The sequence below is a fragment of the Streptomyces sp. GL_148 genome (assembly GCF_057834205.1).
Window position 1 is genome coordinate 2,264,279 of the sequence record NZ_CM174396.1, and the last position, 16,524, is coordinate 2,280,802.

General features: G+C 72.7%; 12 protein-coding genes. 4 read left to right on the forward strand and 8 right to left on the reverse strand.

Annotation, left to right across the window (positions count from 1 at the left end; translation table 11 throughout):
- Positions 1-197: 197 nt before the first annotated feature.
- The 7 genes from murD to rsmH form a co-directional block, all read right to left on the reverse strand.
- Positions 198-1,667 (reverse strand): UDP-N-acetylmuramoyl-L-alanine--D-glutamate ligase, encoded by a 1,470-nt coding sequence (gene murD, locus AC3IYI_RS10380; protein ID WP_489409902.1) that lies wholly within the window; start codon positions 1,665-1,667, stop codon positions 198-200.
- A complete protein-coding gene (mraY, locus tag AC3IYI_RS10385) occupies positions 1,649-2,719 on the reverse strand; it encodes a phospho-N-acetylmuramoyl-pentapeptide-transferase (protein WP_327252309.1) in 1,071 nt (356 codons plus the stop codon). Before mraY ends, murD begins: the two co-directional genes overlap by 19 nt.
- A complete protein-coding gene (locus tag AC3IYI_RS10390; protein ID WP_489409903.1) occupies positions 2,716-4,134 on the reverse strand; it encodes a UDP-N-acetylmuramoyl-tripeptide--D-alanyl-D-alanine ligase in 1,419 nt (472 codons plus the stop codon). The genes mraY and AC3IYI_RS10390 overlap by 4 nt, the downstream gene beginning before the upstream one ends.
- Complete coding sequence (locus AC3IYI_RS10395; protein ID WP_489409904.1) at positions 4,131-5,831, reverse strand: UDP-N-acetylmuramoyl-L-alanyl-D-glutamate--2,6-diaminopimelate ligase; 1,701 nt, start codon at positions 5,829-5,831, stop codon at positions 4,131-4,133. The genes AC3IYI_RS10390 and AC3IYI_RS10395 overlap by 4 nt, the downstream gene beginning before the upstream one ends.
- Before the next feature lie 46 nt (positions 5,832-5,877).
- Positions 5,878-7,890, reverse strand: coding sequence for a peptidoglycan D,D-transpeptidase FtsI family protein (locus tag AC3IYI_RS10400; protein WP_489409905.1), 2,013 nt, complete (start codon positions 7,888-7,890; stop codon positions 5,878-5,880).
- A 282-nt stretch (positions 7,891-8,172) separates the two neighbouring features.
- The gene (gene ftsL / locus AC3IYI_RS10405) at positions 8,173-8,694 is read right to left on the reverse strand and encodes a cell division protein FtsL (protein ID WP_489409906.1); all 522 of its coding nucleotides are present in this window, start codon (positions 8,692-8,694) and stop codon (positions 8,173-8,175) included.
- Positions 8,691-9,620, reverse strand: coding sequence for a 16S rRNA (cytosine(1402)-N(4))-methyltransferase RsmH (gene rsmH, locus AC3IYI_RS10410; protein ID WP_489411496.1), 930 nt, complete (start codon positions 9,618-9,620; stop codon positions 8,691-8,693). Before rsmH ends, ftsL begins: the two co-directional genes overlap by 4 nt.
- 305 nt (positions 9,621-9,925) lie before the next feature.
- Here rsmH and AC3IYI_RS10415 point away from each other — a divergent pair, with 305 nt between their 5' ends.
- The 4 genes from AC3IYI_RS10415 to AC3IYI_RS10430 all read left to right on the forward strand — a co-directional run bounded on the left by AC3IYI_RS10415 (position 9,926) and on the right by AC3IYI_RS10430 (position 15,515).
- On the forward strand, positions 9,926-10,513 hold the full coding sequence (locus AC3IYI_RS10415) for a beta-class carbonic anhydrase (RefSeq protein ID WP_489409907.1): 588 nt from the start codon (positions 9,926-9,928) through the stop codon (positions 10,511-10,513).
- Positions 10,514-10,669: 156 nt separating this feature from the next.
- Complete coding sequence (locus AC3IYI_RS10420; protein ID WP_489409908.1) at positions 10,670-11,680, forward strand: AAA family ATPase; 1,011 nt, start codon at positions 10,670-10,672, stop codon at positions 11,678-11,680.
- Complete coding sequence (locus AC3IYI_RS10425) at positions 11,680-13,089, forward strand: DUF58 domain-containing protein (protein ID WP_489409909.1); 1,410 nt, start codon at positions 11,680-11,682, stop codon at positions 13,087-13,089. The genes AC3IYI_RS10420 and AC3IYI_RS10425 overlap by 1 nt, the downstream gene beginning before the upstream one ends.
- Complete coding sequence (locus tag AC3IYI_RS10430; RefSeq protein ID WP_489409910.1) at positions 13,086-15,515, forward strand: transglutaminaseTgpA domain-containing protein; 2,430 nt, start codon at positions 13,086-13,088, stop codon at positions 15,513-15,515. The genes AC3IYI_RS10425 and AC3IYI_RS10430 overlap by 4 nt, the downstream gene beginning before the upstream one ends.
- A 349-nt stretch (positions 15,516-15,864) precedes the next feature.
- On the opposite strand, the gene AC3IYI_RS10435 is transcribed toward AC3IYI_RS10430, so the two are convergent.
- Entirely contained in the window at positions 15,865-16,497 is a 633-nt protein-coding gene (locus tag AC3IYI_RS10435) for a TetR/AcrR family transcriptional regulator (RefSeq protein WP_489409911.1), read from the reverse strand.
- Positions 16,498-16,524: the final 27 nt, after the last annotated feature.

Here is a 16,524-nt window from a genome sequence, read left to right on the forward strand (position 1 = left end):
CGCCCGGGGCGCGCCGGGTTTGGCTCCCTTGGCGCCCTTGCCCTCTTTAGCAGTCTGGGCAGCCTTGGCGGTCCTGTCGGCGGACGGCCGCCGCCCCGGCAGCACTTGCTTGGCCGGCATCTGTGATCTTCCCCTCCCACTCGTACGAGGCGAGCAGCCGGTCGGCCGGAGGGAACCTGCCCTGGATCGAGCCGGACCTAGGCCTGCTCGGCGGCCAGTTCGCGCACCGCGTCGGCGAACGCGTCCCCACGCTTGCTGTAGTTCGCGAACATGTCCATCGAGGCACAGGCAGGTGCCAGCAGAACCGTGTCGCCGGGCTCCGCGAGCCGGGCCGCTTCCCGGACCGCCGCGAGCATCGCCCCAGTGTCGGTCCGTGCGAGGTCCACGACCGGGACCTCCGGGGCGTGTCGCGCCAGTGCCTCGGCGATCAGGGCCCGGTCGGCGCCGATCAGCACCACGCCCCGCAGCCGCTTCGCCGCCTTCTGCACGAGCTCGTCGAAGGTCGCGCCCTTGGCGAGGCCGCCGGCGATCCAGACGACCGGCTCGAAGGCCGCCAGGGAGGCTTCCGCGGCGTGGGTGTTGGTGGCCTTGGAGTCGTCGACGTACGTGACCCCGTCCACCTCGTCCACGTGGCTGACCCGGTGGGCGTCCGGCCGGAAGTCGCGCAGTCCGTCGCGGACGGCGCGCGGCTCGACGCCGAAGGCGCGGGCCAGGGCCGCCGCGGCGAGGGCGTTGGCGATGTTGTGCGGGGCCGGCGGGTTGACGTCCGCGACCTCGGCGAGTTCCTGGGCGTTCTTCTGCCGGTTCTCCACGAAGGCCCGGTCGACCAGGATGCCGTCGACGACGCCGAACATGGAGGGGCCGGGGGCGCCGAGGGTGAAGCCGATGGCCCGGCAGCCCTCTTCCACGTCGGCCTCGACGACCAGGTCCTCGGTGGCCTTGTCCGCAGCGTTGTAGACGCAGGCCACCGTGTTGCCCTCGTAGATCCGGCCCTTGTCGGCGGCGTACGCCTCCATGGAGCCGTGCCAGTCGAGGTGGTCCGGGGCCAGGTTCAGGACGGCCGCGGAGTGGGGGCGCACCGAGGGCGCCCAGTGCAGCTGGTAGCTGGAGAGCTCGACGGCGAGCACGTCGTACTGCTCCTCGCCGAGCACCACGTCGATGATCGGGGTGCCGATGTTGCCGACGGCCGCGGTCCTGAGGCCTGCGGCCTTCAAGATCGAGGCGAGCATCTGGGTGGTGGTCGTCTTGCCGTTGGTACCGGTGATGGCGAGCCAGGGAGCCGGTTCCCTGCGGGATTCGCCGGACCGGGCGGCACGCCGGTCCTCGGCGACCTCGCGCAGGAGCCAGGCGATCTCGACGTCGCCCACGACGTCCACGCCGGCCGCGGCGGCTGCCGCGAACAACGGGCTGTCGGGCTTCCAGCCCGGCGAGGTGACGACCAGGTCGGTCCCCTCGGGCAGGGTCTGCGCGTCCGCGAGGCGTACGGAGATGCCCGCCGCCTCCAGCTCCGCGGCCCGTGCGTGGTGGCCCTCGCTGTCGCCGCCGTCCACGACGGTGACGACCGCACCCAGCCCGGCCAGGGCACGCGCGGCACTGATGCCGCTCACGCCGAGGCCGGCAACGGTGATGTTCTTGCCGTGCCAGGCGGTCACTTGTCGGCTGCCCATCCCGCGTAGAAGACTCCGAGGCCCACGATCACGCACATGCCCTGGATGATCCAGAACCGGACGACGACCAGGACCTCCGACCACCCCTTGAGTTCGAAGTGGTGCTGTAGCGGTGCCATCCGGAAGACGCGCTTGCCGGTCAGCTTGAAGGAGCCGACCTGGATGACGACCGACATGGTGATCAGGACGAAGAGGCCGCCGAGGAGCGCCATCAGGAACTCCGTGCGGGAGCAGATCGCGAGGCCGGCGAGCGCGCCGCCGAGGGCCAGCGAACCGGTGTCACCCATGAAGATCTTGGCGGGCGAGGTGTTCCACCACAGGAAGCCGAAGCAGGCGCCCATCAGGGCGGCGGCGACGACCGCCAGGTCCAGTGGGTCGCGCACTTCGAAACAGGCGTTCGGGTTGGTCAGGGTCTGCGCGTTGGCGCAGGACTCCTGGTACTGCCAGACGCCGATGAAGGTGTAGGCGCCGAAGACCATCACGGCGGCGCCGGTGGCCAGGCCGTCGAGACCGTCGGTCAGGTTCACGCCGTTGGACATCGCCAGGATCATGAACAGCGCCCAGACCACGAACAGCACCGGGCCGATCGACCAGCCGAAGTCCGTGACGAACGACAGCTTGGTGGAGGCCGGGGCGAGGTCGCGCGCGTCCTTGAACTGCAGGGAGAGCACCGCGAAGGCGATGCCGACGATCAGCTGGCCGGCCATCTTGGCCTTGGCCCGCAGACCGAGCGAACGCTGCTTGACGATCTTGATGTAGTCGTCGAGGAAGCCCACCACGCCCATGCCCGCCATCAGCATGAGCACGAGCACGCCCGAGAAGGTCGGCTGGCTTCCGGTGATCACCTTGGTGAGGGCGTACGCGATCAGCGTGGCCAGGATGAAGGAGATGCCGCCCATGGTGGGCGTGCCCTTCTTCCCGGCGTGACCGCGCGGCCCGTCGTCGCGGATGAACTGGCCGTAGCCCTTGCGGGCCAGACCCTTGATCAGCAGCGGGGTGCCGATGAGCGTGAGGAAGAGTCCGATGACTCCGGAGAACAGGATCTGCCTCATCGGCCCGCGACCTCGCCGTCGAGCAGGGCCTGGGCCACCCGCTCCAGGCCGGCTGACCTGGAAGCCTTCACCAGCACGACGTCCCCCGGGCGCAGTTCACTGCGCAACAGGTCGACCGCCGCCTGCGCGTCGGACACGAGCACCGACTCCTCACCCCACGAACCCTCGTTATATGCGCCCAGTTGCAGCCAGGAGGCTTCCCTGCCCCCGACCGCGACCAGCTTGCTCACGTTGAGCCGGACGACAAGTCGTCCGACCGCGTCGTGCTCGGCGAGCGCGTCGTCTCCGAGCTCGGCCATCGGGCCGAGCACCGCCCACGTGCGGCCCCCGTTCGCCTTGCCGGCACCGCCCATCGCGGCGAGTGCGCGCAGTGCGGCCCGCATGGACTCGGGGTTTGCGTTGTAGGCGTCGTTGACGATCGTCACACCGTCCGCCCGCTCGGTGACCTCCATCCGCCACCGGGAAAGGCTGCCCGCCCCGGAGAGCGCGGTGGCGATCTCCTCGGCGGACATGCCCAGTACGTGGGCGACGGCGGCCGCGGCGAGCGCGTTCGACACGTGGTGCTCACCGTACAGCCGCAAGGTCACGTCGCTGCACCCGGTCGGTGTTCGCAATGTGAAGGAAGGCTGTCCCCTGTCCGTCATCCGGACTTCGGTGGCCCTGATGTCGGCGTCCTCGGCCTCGCCGAAGAGCACCGTACGGGCCTTCGTGCGCCCGGCCATGGCACGGACCAGCAGGTCATCGGCGTTGAGGACGGCGATGCCGCCCTCCGCCTCGGACGGCAGGGCCTCGACGAGCTCGCCCTTGGCCTGCGCGATCTGCTCGCGGCCGCCGAACTCTCCGATGTGCGCGGTGCCGACGTTGAGGACCACGCCGATGCGCGGGGGCGTCAGTCCGGTGAGGTAGGCGATGTGGCTGATGCCCCGGGCGCCCATCTCCAGGACCAGGTGCTGCGTCTCCTCGGTGACCCGCAGCGTCGTGATCGGCAGGCCGATCTCGTTGTTGAGGTTCCCGGGGGTCCACACGGTCGGCGCGTGGTGCTGCAGGACCTGGGCGATCAGGTCCTTGGTGGAGGTCTTGCCGGCGGAGCCGGTGAGGGCCACGACGTCGGTGCCCAGGCGTTCGACGACGGCTCGGGCGAGCGCGCCGAGGGCGGCCACCACGTCGGGGACGACGATGGCCGGGACGCCGACGGGCCGGATCGCGAGGACGGCCACCGCTCCGGCGGCCAGGGCGCGTTCGGCATAGTCGTGGCCGTCCACCCGCTCCCCGACGAAGGCGGCGAACAGACTGCCGGCCTCGACCTCGCGGGAGTCGTAGACCACGGGACCGGTGACCATGACGGACGGATCCGGTATGTCGTGGGGCTGCCCGCCGGTGATGTCGGCGATCTCGGCGAGGGAAAGGGCGATCACTGGTTGACCTCGGCCTGTCGGGGACGCTGGCGTGCTTGGGTCTCGATAGCCGCGCGCAGGACCGCACGGTCGTCGAAGGGGCGTACGACGCCCGCGGTGTCCTGGCCCTGCTCGTGGCCCTTGCCGGCCACCAGCACGGTGTCGCCGGCCTCGGCGCGCGCGACGGCGGCGGCGATGGCCGCCGCCCGGTCGGCGTCGACGAGGACGGTGCCCCGCTCGGCGGGCGGCACGGACACGGCGCCGCAAAACATCGCGGCGAGGATCGCGAGGGGGTCCTCGGAGCGCGGGTTGTCGGAGGTCAGTACGGCGGTGTCGGCGAGCCGGGCGGCCGCGGCGCCCATCGGGGCCCGCTTGGTGGTGTCGCGGTCGCCGCCGCAGCCGAGTACGACGTGCAGCTTGCCTGTGGTGACCTCGCGCAGGGCCCGCAGGACCGATTCGACGGCGTCCGTCTTGTGCGCGTAGTCCACGACGGCCAGGTACGGCTGTCCCGCGTCGACCCGCTCCAGGCGGCCCGGCACCCCGGGGACCGCGGCGACGCCGTCGGCGGCGGTCTGCGGGTCGAGGCCGGCGGCGGCGAGCGTGACGATCGCGGCGACGGTGTTGGCCACGTTGAACGGACCGGGCAGCGGGGCGGTGGCCCGGACCCGCTCCCCCGCGGGACCCACCAGGGTCAGGGTCGAGTCCATGTGGCGCGAGACCACGTCCTCGGCCCGCCAGTCGGCGGCCGGGTCGCCCGCGGCGGAGAAGGTGACGACCGGGATCGGCGACTCCTTGGCGAGGCGGCGCCCGTACTCGTCGTCGACGTTGACCACGCCGAGGCGGGCGCGGCGCTCGGTGAAGAGCTGCGCCTTGGCCTGGAAGTAGTCCTCCATGTCGGAGTGGAACTCCATGTGCTCCGGGCTCAGGTTGTTGAAGACGGCCACGTCGAAGACGCAGCCGTCGACCCGGCCGAGCACCAGGGCGTGACTGGAGACCTCCATGGCGACCGCCTCGACGCCGCGTTCGCGCATGACCGCGAAGAGCGCTTGCAGGTCGGTGGCCTCGGGGGTGGTGCGCTCGGACTTGATGCACTCGTCGCCGACGCGCATCTCGACGGTGCCGATGAGCCCCGTCTTGCGTCCGGCGCCGCGCAGTCCGCCCTCGACGAGGTACGCCGTGGTGGTCTTGCCGGAGGTGCCGGTGATGCCGATCTGGAGCAGGGCCCCGCCCGGCCGTCCGTAGACCGCGGCGGCCAGTTCGCCCATCCGGCCGCGCGGGTCGGCGACGGCGAGGACCGGGAGTCCGGTGGCCGCGGCGCGCTCCGCGCCCGCCGGGTCGGTCAGCACGGCGGCGGCGCCGAGGGCGGCCGCCTGCGCGGCGAAGTCCGCGCCGTGCAGCTTGGCGCCCGGCAGGGCCGCGTACAGGTCTCCGGGGCGCACGGCACGGGAATCGTGCGTGATGCCGGTGATCCGCGTCCGCGCGCCGGGGACTTCCACTCCCAGCAGCTCCGCCAGCTCGCCGAGGGGGGTCGGCTGGACGGACAGGGGGCGTGGCGCTCCCGGCGGCGCTGCCGGTGCGTCGTTCTGGGCGGTTCTGGGCTGATCAGCGTGGGGCACGGCGGTGAGCGTACCGGGCCCGGCGGGCCGCTCGCGAAGCGAGGGCCCGGCCTCGGGGGCGGCGGACGCGTGGTTCCCGGATTCGGGGGTGATCGTTGTCACTGATGGTGCCTCACGCTTTTCTGGGGCGGGCCGGCCGGGGCCGCGGTCACTGGCCCGGCTGCCGGCTCGGCCGGGGGCCGGGCTGCGCGCCGGGTTCGTAGGTGACCGGGAGTCCGGCGGGGGCGGTTCCGGTGGGAGCGACCTGGAGGGTTTTGAGGGCGAACTCCATGACCTTCTTGTAGATGGGCCCGCAGATCTGGCCACCGAAGTAACTGCCCTTGGTGGGGTTCTGGATGGCGCAGTACACGGTGATGCGGGGGTTGTCCGCGGGTGCGAAGCCTGCGAACGAGGCGGTGTAGCCCTTGTAGCGGCCGGTGGCCGGATCCACCCGGTTGGAGGTGCCGGTCTTGCCGCCGACCCGGTAGCCGGGAATCCGGGCCTTGGTGCCGGTGCCCTCCTGGTCGTCGACCACCGACTCCAGCATTTCCGCGAGGGTCTTGGCGGTCTCCTTGCTGACCACCTGGTTCTTCGCGGGCGCCGGGGCCGGGGTGAAGCGGCCGTCGGGGCCCCTGGTGCCGCGGACCAGGGTCGGGGCGATGCGGACCCCGCCGTTGGCGATCGTCGAGTACACGGAGGCCGCCTGCATGGCGTTGAGGGACAGGCCCTGGCCGAAGGGGATCGTGTACTGCTGGGAAGTGGACCACTTCTCGGGCGGGGCGAGGATGCCGCGGGACTCGCCCGGGTAGTTCAGGCCGGTGGGCCGGCCGATGCCGAACTTGTCCAGGTACGAGAACAGGACCTTGTTGGCTTCGGGCTGCGTCGGTCCGAGCTGGCCGGTGGCCAGGATGGTGCCGATGTTGGAGGACTTGGCCAGGACCCCGTTGAGGGTCAGGTACCAGGTGATGTGGTCGATGTCGTCCTTGAAGAGCCGGTCGCCGCGGTGCAGCCGGTTGGGGACCTCGACGTGGGTGTCGGGCCCCGCCTTCTTCTCCTCCAGGACGGCCGCCATGGACATCACCTTGGCGGTGGAGCCGGGCTCGTACACGTCCTGGAGCGCCGCGTTGCCCATGGCGGCGGAGCTGGCCTTGGACAGGTCGTTGGGGTCGAAGCCGGGGGCGTTGGCCATGGCGAGGACCTCGCCGGTGCGGGTGTCCTGGACGATGACGTACCCGCGGTCGGCCTCCGACTTGGCGACCTGCTCGGTGATGGCGCTCTGCGCGGCCCACTGGATGTCGCGGTCGATGGTCAGCTCGATGTCCTCGCCGGGCACGGCGGGCTTCTCGCTGGACCCGGCGGTCGGCACGCGGCGGCCGCCCGACTGGGCGTACGTGAGCTCGCCGTCCTTGCCGGCCAGCTTCTTGTCGAGGGAGGACTCCAGGCCGCCGCCGCCCTTGCCCTCGGCGTTGACGTAACCCAGTATCCCGGCGGCGAGGTCGCCGTTCGGGTACACGCGCTTGCTGCTGTTCTCGTTGAACACGCCGGCCAGGACGTTGGCGCCGGGGCCGTTCTTCCTCTTGTCGGCGGTCGCCTTCTCGGCGAAGACCTTCTTGAGGTCCTTGATCTGGTTCCAGACCTGCGGGGTCTGGCGGCGGGCGAGGACGACGTAGCGGGTGTTCTTCGTCTTCAGGCGCGCGGTGAGCTCCTTGACGTCCTTGCCGAGGATCGGCGCGAGGAGCGCGGCCGCCTGCTCGGGGGCGTCGGGAGCCTTGCTCTCCTGCACGGTGAACATGTGCGGGTCGGCGGTGATGTCGTACGCGTCCACGCTGGTGGCGAGCGCCACGCCCTTGCGGTCGGTGATCTCCCCGCGCTCGGCGGCCAGGGTGTAGCTGGTGAAGCGGTTCTCGGAAGCCTTGGCGGAGTACGCGGACGCGTCGACGGCCTGCACCTGGAGCAGCCGTACGACGAACGCCAGCATCACCAGCGTCAGCCCGACGCTGACCAGCCGCAGGCGGGGCTTGGGGGCGCCGAGCCGGATCGTGTGCGGCTTCCTCGCGGGGGCGGGGCGGCGGGTGGCGGGCCTGGTCCCACCCGGCCGGGCCGCGGGCCGCGCCCGGTCCCCTGCGGGCCGGGGCCGCCCGGGCCCGGGCACCCGCCGGCGCGGCGGCTCCTGCGGGCTCACGCGCAGCCTCCCTGCGCCGGGGCTCCTGGGGCGCCGCCCCAGACCCCGCTCCTCAAACGCCGGAGGGGCTGATATTGCCCTGCGGGCAATCCAGGCCGACGCCGGCCCGTTCCAGCCCCTCCGGCGTTTGAGGAGCGGGGGTCCGGGGGCTGGCCCCCGGGAACGGCGCCGCACTCGGCCACGGGTCCGGGCAGGCCCGGCTGGGGGCCCCCCCGGACGGAGTCTGGGGGATGGTGGAAGGGCGGGTAGGGGACATGTCCCGCAGGGGTACGCGTCACGACGTCACCGTCCAGGGGTCTGGGAGGGCTGGGGGGCGCCGCCCGACGGCGCGGTGGAGGGGGCCGGGGCGGCCGGGGCGGCTGCGCCCGAGGGGGCCGGGGCCGGGGAGCCGGCCGGGCTGGGGACGGCCCCGCCCGGGGAGGGCGAGACCGGCGGGGCGGAGGCCGGCGGCGACGGGGGTGGCGGCTCGGCGGCCGGCGACGCGGTCCCGGCGACCTTGCCGTCGGACCCGATGAAGACCGGGCTGCCACCGGGCACCAGACCCAGCTCGTGCGCCCGCCGCTGCAACGCGTCGGGCGCCGAGTAGCCGTCCACGTCCCGCTGCAGCGCCTGTTCCTCGTCCGTGAGCGCCGTGGTCTCCCGCTTCAGCTTGCTCAGCTGGAAGGAGCCCTCGTTGAGCGCCGAGTTCAGCAGCAGCAGGCTGATCAGCCCGCCGCCGAGCAGCGCCACGACCAGCAGGACGAACGGGGTCCGCGCCGCCTGTCCGGCGACCGGTCCCCCCAGCACCCGCCCCAGGCGTTTCACAGCCGCGCCTCCCGGATGCGTTCCACCCCGCGGCAGCGGGCGGGGGCCGCACGCCGGTTCTGCGCGATCTCCTCCTCGGTCGGCAGCTCCGCACCGCGCGTCAGCAGCTTCAGCTTCGGCTGGTACTTCTCCGGTACGACCGGCAGCCCGGCCGGTGCCGTCGAGGTCGCGCCGGCTGCGAAGACCTGCTTGACCAGGCGGTCCTCCAGCGACTGGTACGAGAGCACCACGATCCGGCCGCCGACCGCGATCCGGTCCACCGCGGCGGGGATGGCCCGCTCCAGTCCGGACAGCTCGCCGTTGACCTCGATGCGCAGCGCCTGGAAGGTGCGCTTGGCCGGGTTGCCGCCGGTCCGCTTCGCGGCCTGCGGCAGGGAGTCGCGGATCAGTTCGACGAGGCGCGCGCTGTTGGTGAAGGGCTCCTTGTCCCGCTCGCGCACCACCGCGGACACGATCCGCTTGGCCTGCTTCTCCTCGCCGTACTGGCGCAGGATCCGGACCAGCTCACCGGGGGCGTAGGTGTTGAGGACCTCGGCCGCGCTGATGCCCGTCGTCTGGTCCATCCGCATGTCGAGCGGGGCGTCCTGCGCGTAGGCGAAGCCGCGGTCGGCCTCGTCCAGCTGCATGGAGGAGACGCCGAGGTCGAAGAGGATGCCCTGCACGGTGGGGATGCGCAGGCTGTCCAGTACCTCGGCGAGGTCGGCGTAGATGGCGTGGACGAGGGTGGCCCGGTCCCCGAAGGGCGCGAGGCGCTCCCCGGAGAGGCGCAGGGCTTCCTTGTCGCGGTCCAGGCCGATCAGGTGGGCCTCGGGGAACCGGGTGAGCAGGGCCTCGCTGTGGCCGCCGAGGCCGAGGGTGCAGTCGACGACGACGGCCCCGGGCCTCTCCAGTGCCGGGGCCAACAGGTCCAGGCACCGCTGGAGCATCACCGGGACGTGTCGGGACTCGCTAGTCAAAGCGCCCTCTCAGATAACGGCGCGGCAGGCATACGCCGCGCCGCGCACGCGGAGTCTTACCAAAGGGCCGGGCGGCCGGTCAGGGCCGGGCTCCGGCCGGTTCGCGTCACTTTAGTGCAACGGTCGCCGCGGTCAACGAACCGCCCCGCGCGCCGTGCGCTCCGCTGCGACCGAAGCGGCAAATGCCGCGAATCACCCGGACGGCCGCGTGCGCCTCACCCCTGTGGGTTAGCTCACAACAGGATCAGGTGACCTTCTTTGTCCACCCTCACTCGATGCTCATACGTCCTGTGACCACTAACGTCGTATCCATGACGACTTCCGTACCCGTGCCCGCCGCCTCCGCGCCCAAGGCCGCCGAGGACCACTCCGTCACCGACCGTCTGGTGTCGTCGAACCGCGCCTACGCCGCGAAGTTCGCCGACCCCGGCATGGATGCCCGCCCGGTCCTCCAGGTGGCCGTCGTGGCCTGTATGGACGCCCGCCTCGACCTTCACGCCGCCCTCGGCCTGGAGCTGGGCGACTGTCACACGATCCGCAACGCCGGCGGGGTGGTCACCGACGACACCATCCGCTCCCTCACCATCAGCCAGCGGGCGCTCGGCACCCGCACGGTGATACTCATCCACCACACCGGATGCGGTCTCGAAAGCCTGACCGAGGACTTCCGGCACGAGCTGGAGGACGAGGTCGGCCAGCGCCCCGCCTGGGCCGTCGAGGCCTTCCGTGACGTGGACCAGGACGTCCGCCAGTCCATGCAGCGGGTCCGCACGAACCCCTTCCTGCCCCACAAGGACGATGTGCGAGGCTTCGTCTTCGACGTGCACACCGGGCTCCTGCGGGAGATCGATCCCACCTCTTGAGTGACACCAGGGCCAAGCGCCGTCAAGAATGCGGGGAGACGTCACCCGGAAACACTTCCGGGCCGGTGTCCGTGCTCTTGATTTCTGAGGTGTTTCGGGGTGGGCCGGTCATGCGCCATGGGGCGCCGGCCCTGGGAAAGGGTCGAGGAGAACCAGGTGACCACGTATGACGACCGAGCGAGCCTCGCGGATCTGACCAGCACGGCGCAGCAGGTGCGGGAATCGATCGAAAGCGTGATCGAGGGCAAGCCGGAGGTGGTCCGGCTCGCGCTGACCGTCCTGCTGGCCGAAGGCCACCTGCTGATCGAGGACGTTCCCGGCGTCGGCAAGACGATGCTGGCCAAGGCGCTCGCCAAGTCCATCGACTGCTCGGTCCAGCGGATCCAGTTCACTCCGGACCTGCTGCCCTCGGACATCACCGGCGTCAGCATCTACGACCAGCAGCGCCGGGAGTTCGAGTTCAAGCCCGGTGCGATCTTCGCGCAGATCGTCATCGGCGACGAGATCAACCGCGCCTCCCCCAAGACCCAGTCCGCGCTGCTGGAGTCGATGGAGGAGCGCCAGGTCACCATCGACGGCACCACCTACGCGCTGCCGAGCCCCTTCATGGTGGTCGCCACCCAGAACCCGGTGGAGATGGAGGGCACCTATCCCCTCCCCGAGGCCCAGCGCGACCGCTTCATGGCCCGGGTCTCGGTGGGCTACCCCAGCCCCGAGGCCGAGCTCCGGATGCTCGACGTGCACGGCGGGCTCTCCCCGCTCGACGACCTGACGGCCGTCGCGCACGCCCACGACATCGGCAAGCTCATCGAAGCCGTCCGCGAGGTGTACGTGGCCCCGCCCGTCCGGCGCTACGTCGTGGACCTGGTCTCCGCCACCCGCAGCCACCCGGACCTGCGCCTGGGCGCCTCGCCCCGCGCCACCCTGCACCTGCTGCGCGCCGTGAAGGCCTCCGCCGCCCTGGCCGGACGGGACTACGTCCTGCCCGACGACGTCCAGGCCCTGGCCGGACCGGTGCTCGCGCACCGGCTGCTGCCCACCGCACAGGCCCAGCTGAGCCGTCGCACCGCCGAGCAGGTCGTCGCCGACATCCTTCAGCGCACCCCCGTACCGGCCGCGCCCTCGCGCGGCGAGATCCCGCCCGGCGCGGGCATCCGGGGCTTCTGATGAGCGCCGGCGCCCCGCACGGCGCGGGCGGCCGGGGTCCGCAGGACGGTGGCGGGCTGCGCGCGTCGCTGTCCGGGCTGACCACCCGCGGCCGGTCCTTCCTGGCCGCCGGGATCGCCGCCGGGCTGTGCGCGTACGTCCTCGGGCAGTCCGAGCTGCTCCGGGTCGGGCTGCTGCTCGCCGTGCTGCCGCTGCTCTGCGTCCTGGCCCTGCACCGCACCCGCCACCGGGTCTCCGGCACCCGGCGGCTGACCCCGATGCGGGTGCCCGCCGGCTCCGAGGCCCGGGTGCAGCTCCGGCTCGACAACACCTCCCGGATGCCGACCGGGCTGCTGATGCTCCAGGACCGGGTGCCGTACGTACTGGGCCCCCGGCCGCGCTTCGTCCTGGACCGGGTGGAGCCGGGCGGCCGCCGCGAGGTCTCCTACCGGGTCCGCTCCGATCTGCGCGGCCGCTACCCGCTGGGCCCGCTCCAGCTGCGCCTCACCGACCCCTTCGGGCTGGTCGAGCTGACCCGCTCCTTCTCCGCCTACGACACCCTCACCGTCATCCCGCGCACCGAGGCGCTGCCCGTGGTCCGCTTCACCGGCGAATCCTCGGGCTACGGCGACGGCAGCCGCCGCTCGCTGGCCCTGGCGGGCGAGGACGACGTGATCCCGCGCGGCTACCGGCGCGGCGACGACCTGCGCCGCGTGCACTGGCGCTCCACCGCCCGCTACGGCGAGCTGATGGTGCGCCGCGAGGAGCAGCCGCAGCGCAGCCGGGCCACCGTCGTGCTGGACACCCGGCGCCTCGCCTACGAGGGCGCCGGCCCCGACTCCGCCTTCGAGTGGGCCGTCTCCGCCGCCGCGTCGGCCCTGGTGCACCTGCTGGAGCAGGGCTTCTCCGTGCGGCTGCTGACCGACACCGGTGACTGCGTGCCCCGTGAGGGCGGCGGCTTCACCTCCGGCGGGCAGGAGTCCGCGGAGGCCGCGGGCCTGTTGATGGACACCCTCGCGGTGATCGGCCACTCCGACGGCGCGGGCCTCTCGCGGGCCTGCGACGCGGTACGGAGCAACGGCGCCGGCAGTGGTCTCGGCGGAGCCGGCGGGGACGGGCTCCTCATCGCCTTCTTCGGAGACCTGGACGACGTACAGACGGGGATGGCGGCCAAGATGTGCCGCCGCGGCGGAGGCGCCGTCGCCTTCGTGCTGGACTCCGCCGACTGGTCCGGGCGTCCGCCGGGGCTGGCTTCGGTGATGGCGCAGGGGCTGCCTCCGCTGGCGGAGCGCCTGGGCGGGCTGCGCGACGCGGGCTGGACGGCGCTGGCCGCCCCGCCCGGGGTGGCCTTCGGGGAACTGTGGCGACAGGCGGGCAACGCGCCGATCGCCGCGGCGGGCGGTTCGGGTTCGGCGGGGGGCTGGGGATGAGCGGGCGGGCGAGACTGACGGTCTTCGCGGCTCTGGCGACGCTGTTCACCGCCTGGTCGCTGAACCCGCTGGTGGAATCGGCCGGCTGGCTGCCGCAGGCGGCGGCGCTGCTGGCGCTGCAGAGCGCGGTGGGCGCGGGGGCGCGGCGGGTGCCGCTGGCCCGGACGCTGACCGTGGCGGCGCAGGTCCTCGTATCGCTGCTGGCGCTGATGCTGCTGTTCGGCGGGAAGATGCAGTCCGTCGCCGGCGACGGGCTGATGGACTATCTCGTGACGGACTTCGGCGCGCTGTTCCGCCAGGGCGTGCAGGACGTGAACGAGTTTTCGATGCCGGCGCCGCTGACGGACGGGATCCGGCTGCTGCTGGTGTCCGGGGTGCTGCTGATCGGGCTGCTGGTCGACCTGCTGGCGGTGACCGTACGCACGGCCGCCGCGGCCGGGCTGCCGCTGCTCGCGCTGTACTCGGTGGCGGCGGGCCTTTCGGGCGCGGCCACCGGCTCCGGCGGCGCCTCCTGGGTCTCCTTCCTGCTGGCCGGCTGCGGCTACCTCCTCCTCCTGCTGGCCGAGGGCCGCGACCGGCTGGCGCAGTGGGGCCGGGTCTTCGGCGCTGCCCCGCGCGGGAAGGTGTCCGCCGGATCCTCCGGCGGCGGACAACAGGCGCTCGCCCCGGTGCGCACCGGGCGGCGGATCGGCGCGGTCGCGCTGGGTCTGGCGCTGGCGGTGCCGGTGGTGCTGCCCTCGATGGGCAGCGGAGTACTGGGCCCGGGCGGCGGCGCGGGCGAGGGCGCGGGCAACGGACTCGGCCCGTCGATCCAGGCGGTCAATCCGCTGGTCTCCCTGCAGAGCAGCCTGAACACCCAGGACAACCGGGTGGTGCTGCGGTACCGCACGGACAGCCCGCAGCTCAGCGAGCAGTACCTGCGGATCCTGGCGCTGGACGAGTTCAACGGCGTCAAGTGGGAGGCCTCGGGGCGTGCCCTGACGGACGTCCCGAAGCGGATGCCGAGTCCGCCCGGGGTGAGCGACAGAGTGCTGAACGGCGCGACCGAGGTCCAGACCTTCATCTCCTCGGCGCAGACGTACGCGCAGCGCTACCTGCCGATGCCGTATCCGGCGACGGGGGTGGACATCGCCGGGAAGTGGCGGTTCGAGCCGGCCGGGCGGACGCTCGTCGGGGACCAGCTGGGCAAGGACAAGTTCCAGAACGCCCAGGGCGTGCAGTACTCGGTGCGCAGCCTGCTGCTGAACCCGACGGCGGAGCAGCTGCGCAGCGCGCCGGCGGCGAATCCCGAGATCGCGGCCGAGTACACGAAGGTGCCGGACAACCTGCCGGCGGTCGTCGTCCAGACGGCCCGCGAGGTGACGCGCGGCACGAAGGACGACTACTCGGCGGCGGTCAAACTCCAGGACTACTTCGCGGTGAGCGGCGGCTTCCGCTACGACACGAAGGTGTCCTCGGGTACGGGTTCGCAGGCCATCGCCAAGTTCCTCGCCGACAAGGAGGGCTTCTGCGTCCACTTCGCCTTCTCGATGGCCTCGATGGCGCGCACGCTCGGGATCCCGGCGCGGGTCGCGGTCGGGTTCACGCCCGGGGTCAAGCAGTCCGACGGCGTCGTCAACGTCTCGATGCAGGACGCGCACGCCTGGCCGGAGCTGTACTTCGAGGGCGTGGGCTGGACCCGCTTCGAGCCGACGCCCCGCTCGGGCATCACGGTCCCGGACTACAGCCGGTCCACGACCCCGCAGACGCTGCCGAACGCGCCGACGTCGGCCCCGTCCGCGAGTGCGGCGCAGCCTTCGGCCAGGCCCACGACGGCGGACGACTGCCCCGCCGACCTGAGGAAGCTGGGCGAGTGCGGTCCGGCCGCGGCGCAGCGGAACACGGGCGCGGGGGGCGACGGGCCCTCGGCGGGCACCGTGCTCGCCTGGACGGCCGCCGGCATCCTGCTCCTCGCCCTGCCGCTCCTGCCGTTCCTTTGGCGCGGGCGGCTGCGCGCGCGGCGGCTCGGTTCGGGGCAGGTCCTGGCCGCCTGGCGGGAGCTGGGCGACGCGGCGTGGGACGTCGGGATCGTCCCGGACGAGGCGCTGTCCCCCCGGGGGGCGGCGGACCGGGTGGTGTCCCTGGGCCGGCTGGATCCGGCGGCGGCCGATGCCGTACGCCGGGTCGCGGGCTCGGTGGAGCGAGCGCTCTACGCCCCGCCGGGGTCGGAGCCCTCGTACGGGGACCTGGCGCAGGACGTGGGGCTGGCCCGTGCGGGGCTCCTCGCGGGGGTCTCCCGATGGTCCCGGCTGCGGGCCCTGTTCCTCCCCCGCTCGGCGGTGCGCGTGCGCTGGGCCGCCTCGGCCCGCTGGTCGGCGCTGACCGACCGCGCGGCCTCGGCCACGGCCCGCCTCCGCACCCGGCTCCCCCTGCGCGGCCGCGGCTGACGGCGGGGCGGAGGCCGGCGCCCTGCGGGGCTGTCCCCTACCCCCCGGGCATCCCACCCGGAACGGGAACACGGCCGAGGCCGGGGCTCGATCCCCCCGAGCCCCGGCCTCTGCCATGTTCCCACCCCGTCGGCCAGAGAGACCCGGTCCGCACCTGCCGCCCCGTGTCGGCGGTGCGCACCGGGTCCCTGTCCGTTGCCCCCAGTCTGGCGCGGCGACATGCCGCACCCCATCCGCGCAGGTACTCATTTCCGCGCCTAGGTACGGATACTCACCCGCCCCACCAGTTCTACGCGGCCCCGCCACCCCCGCGGCACCGCCGATCGGGGGTCACCGGGAGCGGGAACCGTCAGCGGTTCCCGCTCACCCGGCCCCGCAACAGCAGCGACAGCGCCGAGTGCACGTCGTCCAGCGACCGCTCGCTCTGGAAGGACTGCCAGTCCAGCGCGGCCACCAGCACCATTCCCACCAGCGCCGCGGCCGTCAGCGGCACGTCGATCTCCGCGCTGAGCTCACCCCGTTCCACGCCTTCGTGGAGCACCGTCTCCACGACGGCGACGGCCTCCCGCCGGACGACCATCAGCGTGGACTGCCAGGTCCGGTTGGTGCGCCACAGCTCGGCGACGTAGAGCTGGGTGAAGGCGGGGTAGCGGTCGATGAAGACCAGTCCGGCCCGGATCATCTCGTCGAGCGCCTCGACCCGGGTCCCGCCCCTGGCCTCGGTCGATTCCGCCGCCGTCCGCAGGGACTCGGTCAGAAGGCCGACCCCGTGCCGCAGCAGCTCCTCGAAGAGGTCGTTCTTGCTGGCGAAGTTGTAGTAGACGGTGCCCTTCGCCACCCCCGCCCGCTCGGCGATCTCGTCGACCGTGGTCGCCGAGAAGCCCTGCTCCGCTATGAGGGTGACGGCCGCTTCGTAGAGCTTCTGCCGTGTGGCCTGGCGGCGGGCGCCGCCCCCGGCCGTACCGGTGCTGCTGCTTTCCATGGCGCTGATTCTCACAGGTCAACCCGT

Excerpts from the sequence above, each read along its gene's own strand:
- mraY (WP_327252309.1), bottom strand. The coding sequence starts at position 2,719 with ATGAGGCAGATCCTGTTCTCCGGAGTCATCGGACTCTTCCTCACGCTC.
- AC3IYI_RS10430 (WP_489409910.1), top strand. The coding sequence starts at position 13,086 with ATGAGCGGGCGGGCGAGACTGACGGTCTTCGCGGCTCTGGCGACGCTG.
- AC3IYI_RS10415 (WP_489409907.1), top strand. The coding sequence starts at position 9,926 with ATGCTCATACGTCCTGTGACCACTAACGTCGTATCCATGACGACTTCC.
- AC3IYI_RS10435 (WP_489409911.1), bottom strand. The coding sequence starts at position 16,497 with ATGGAAAGCAGCAGCACCGGTACGGCCGGGGGCGGCGCCCGCCGCCAG.
- AC3IYI_RS10425 (WP_489409909.1), top strand. The coding sequence starts at position 11,680 with ATGAGCGCCGGCGCCCCGCACGGCGCGGGCGGCCGGGGTCCGCAGGAC.
- rsmH (WP_489411496.1), bottom strand. The coding sequence starts at position 9,620 with ATGCTCCAGCGGTGCCTGGACCTGTTGGCCCCGGCACTGGAGAGGCCC.
- murD (WP_489409902.1), bottom strand. The coding sequence starts at position 1,667 with ATGGGCAGCCGACAAGTGACCGCCTGGCACGGCAAGAACATCACCGTT.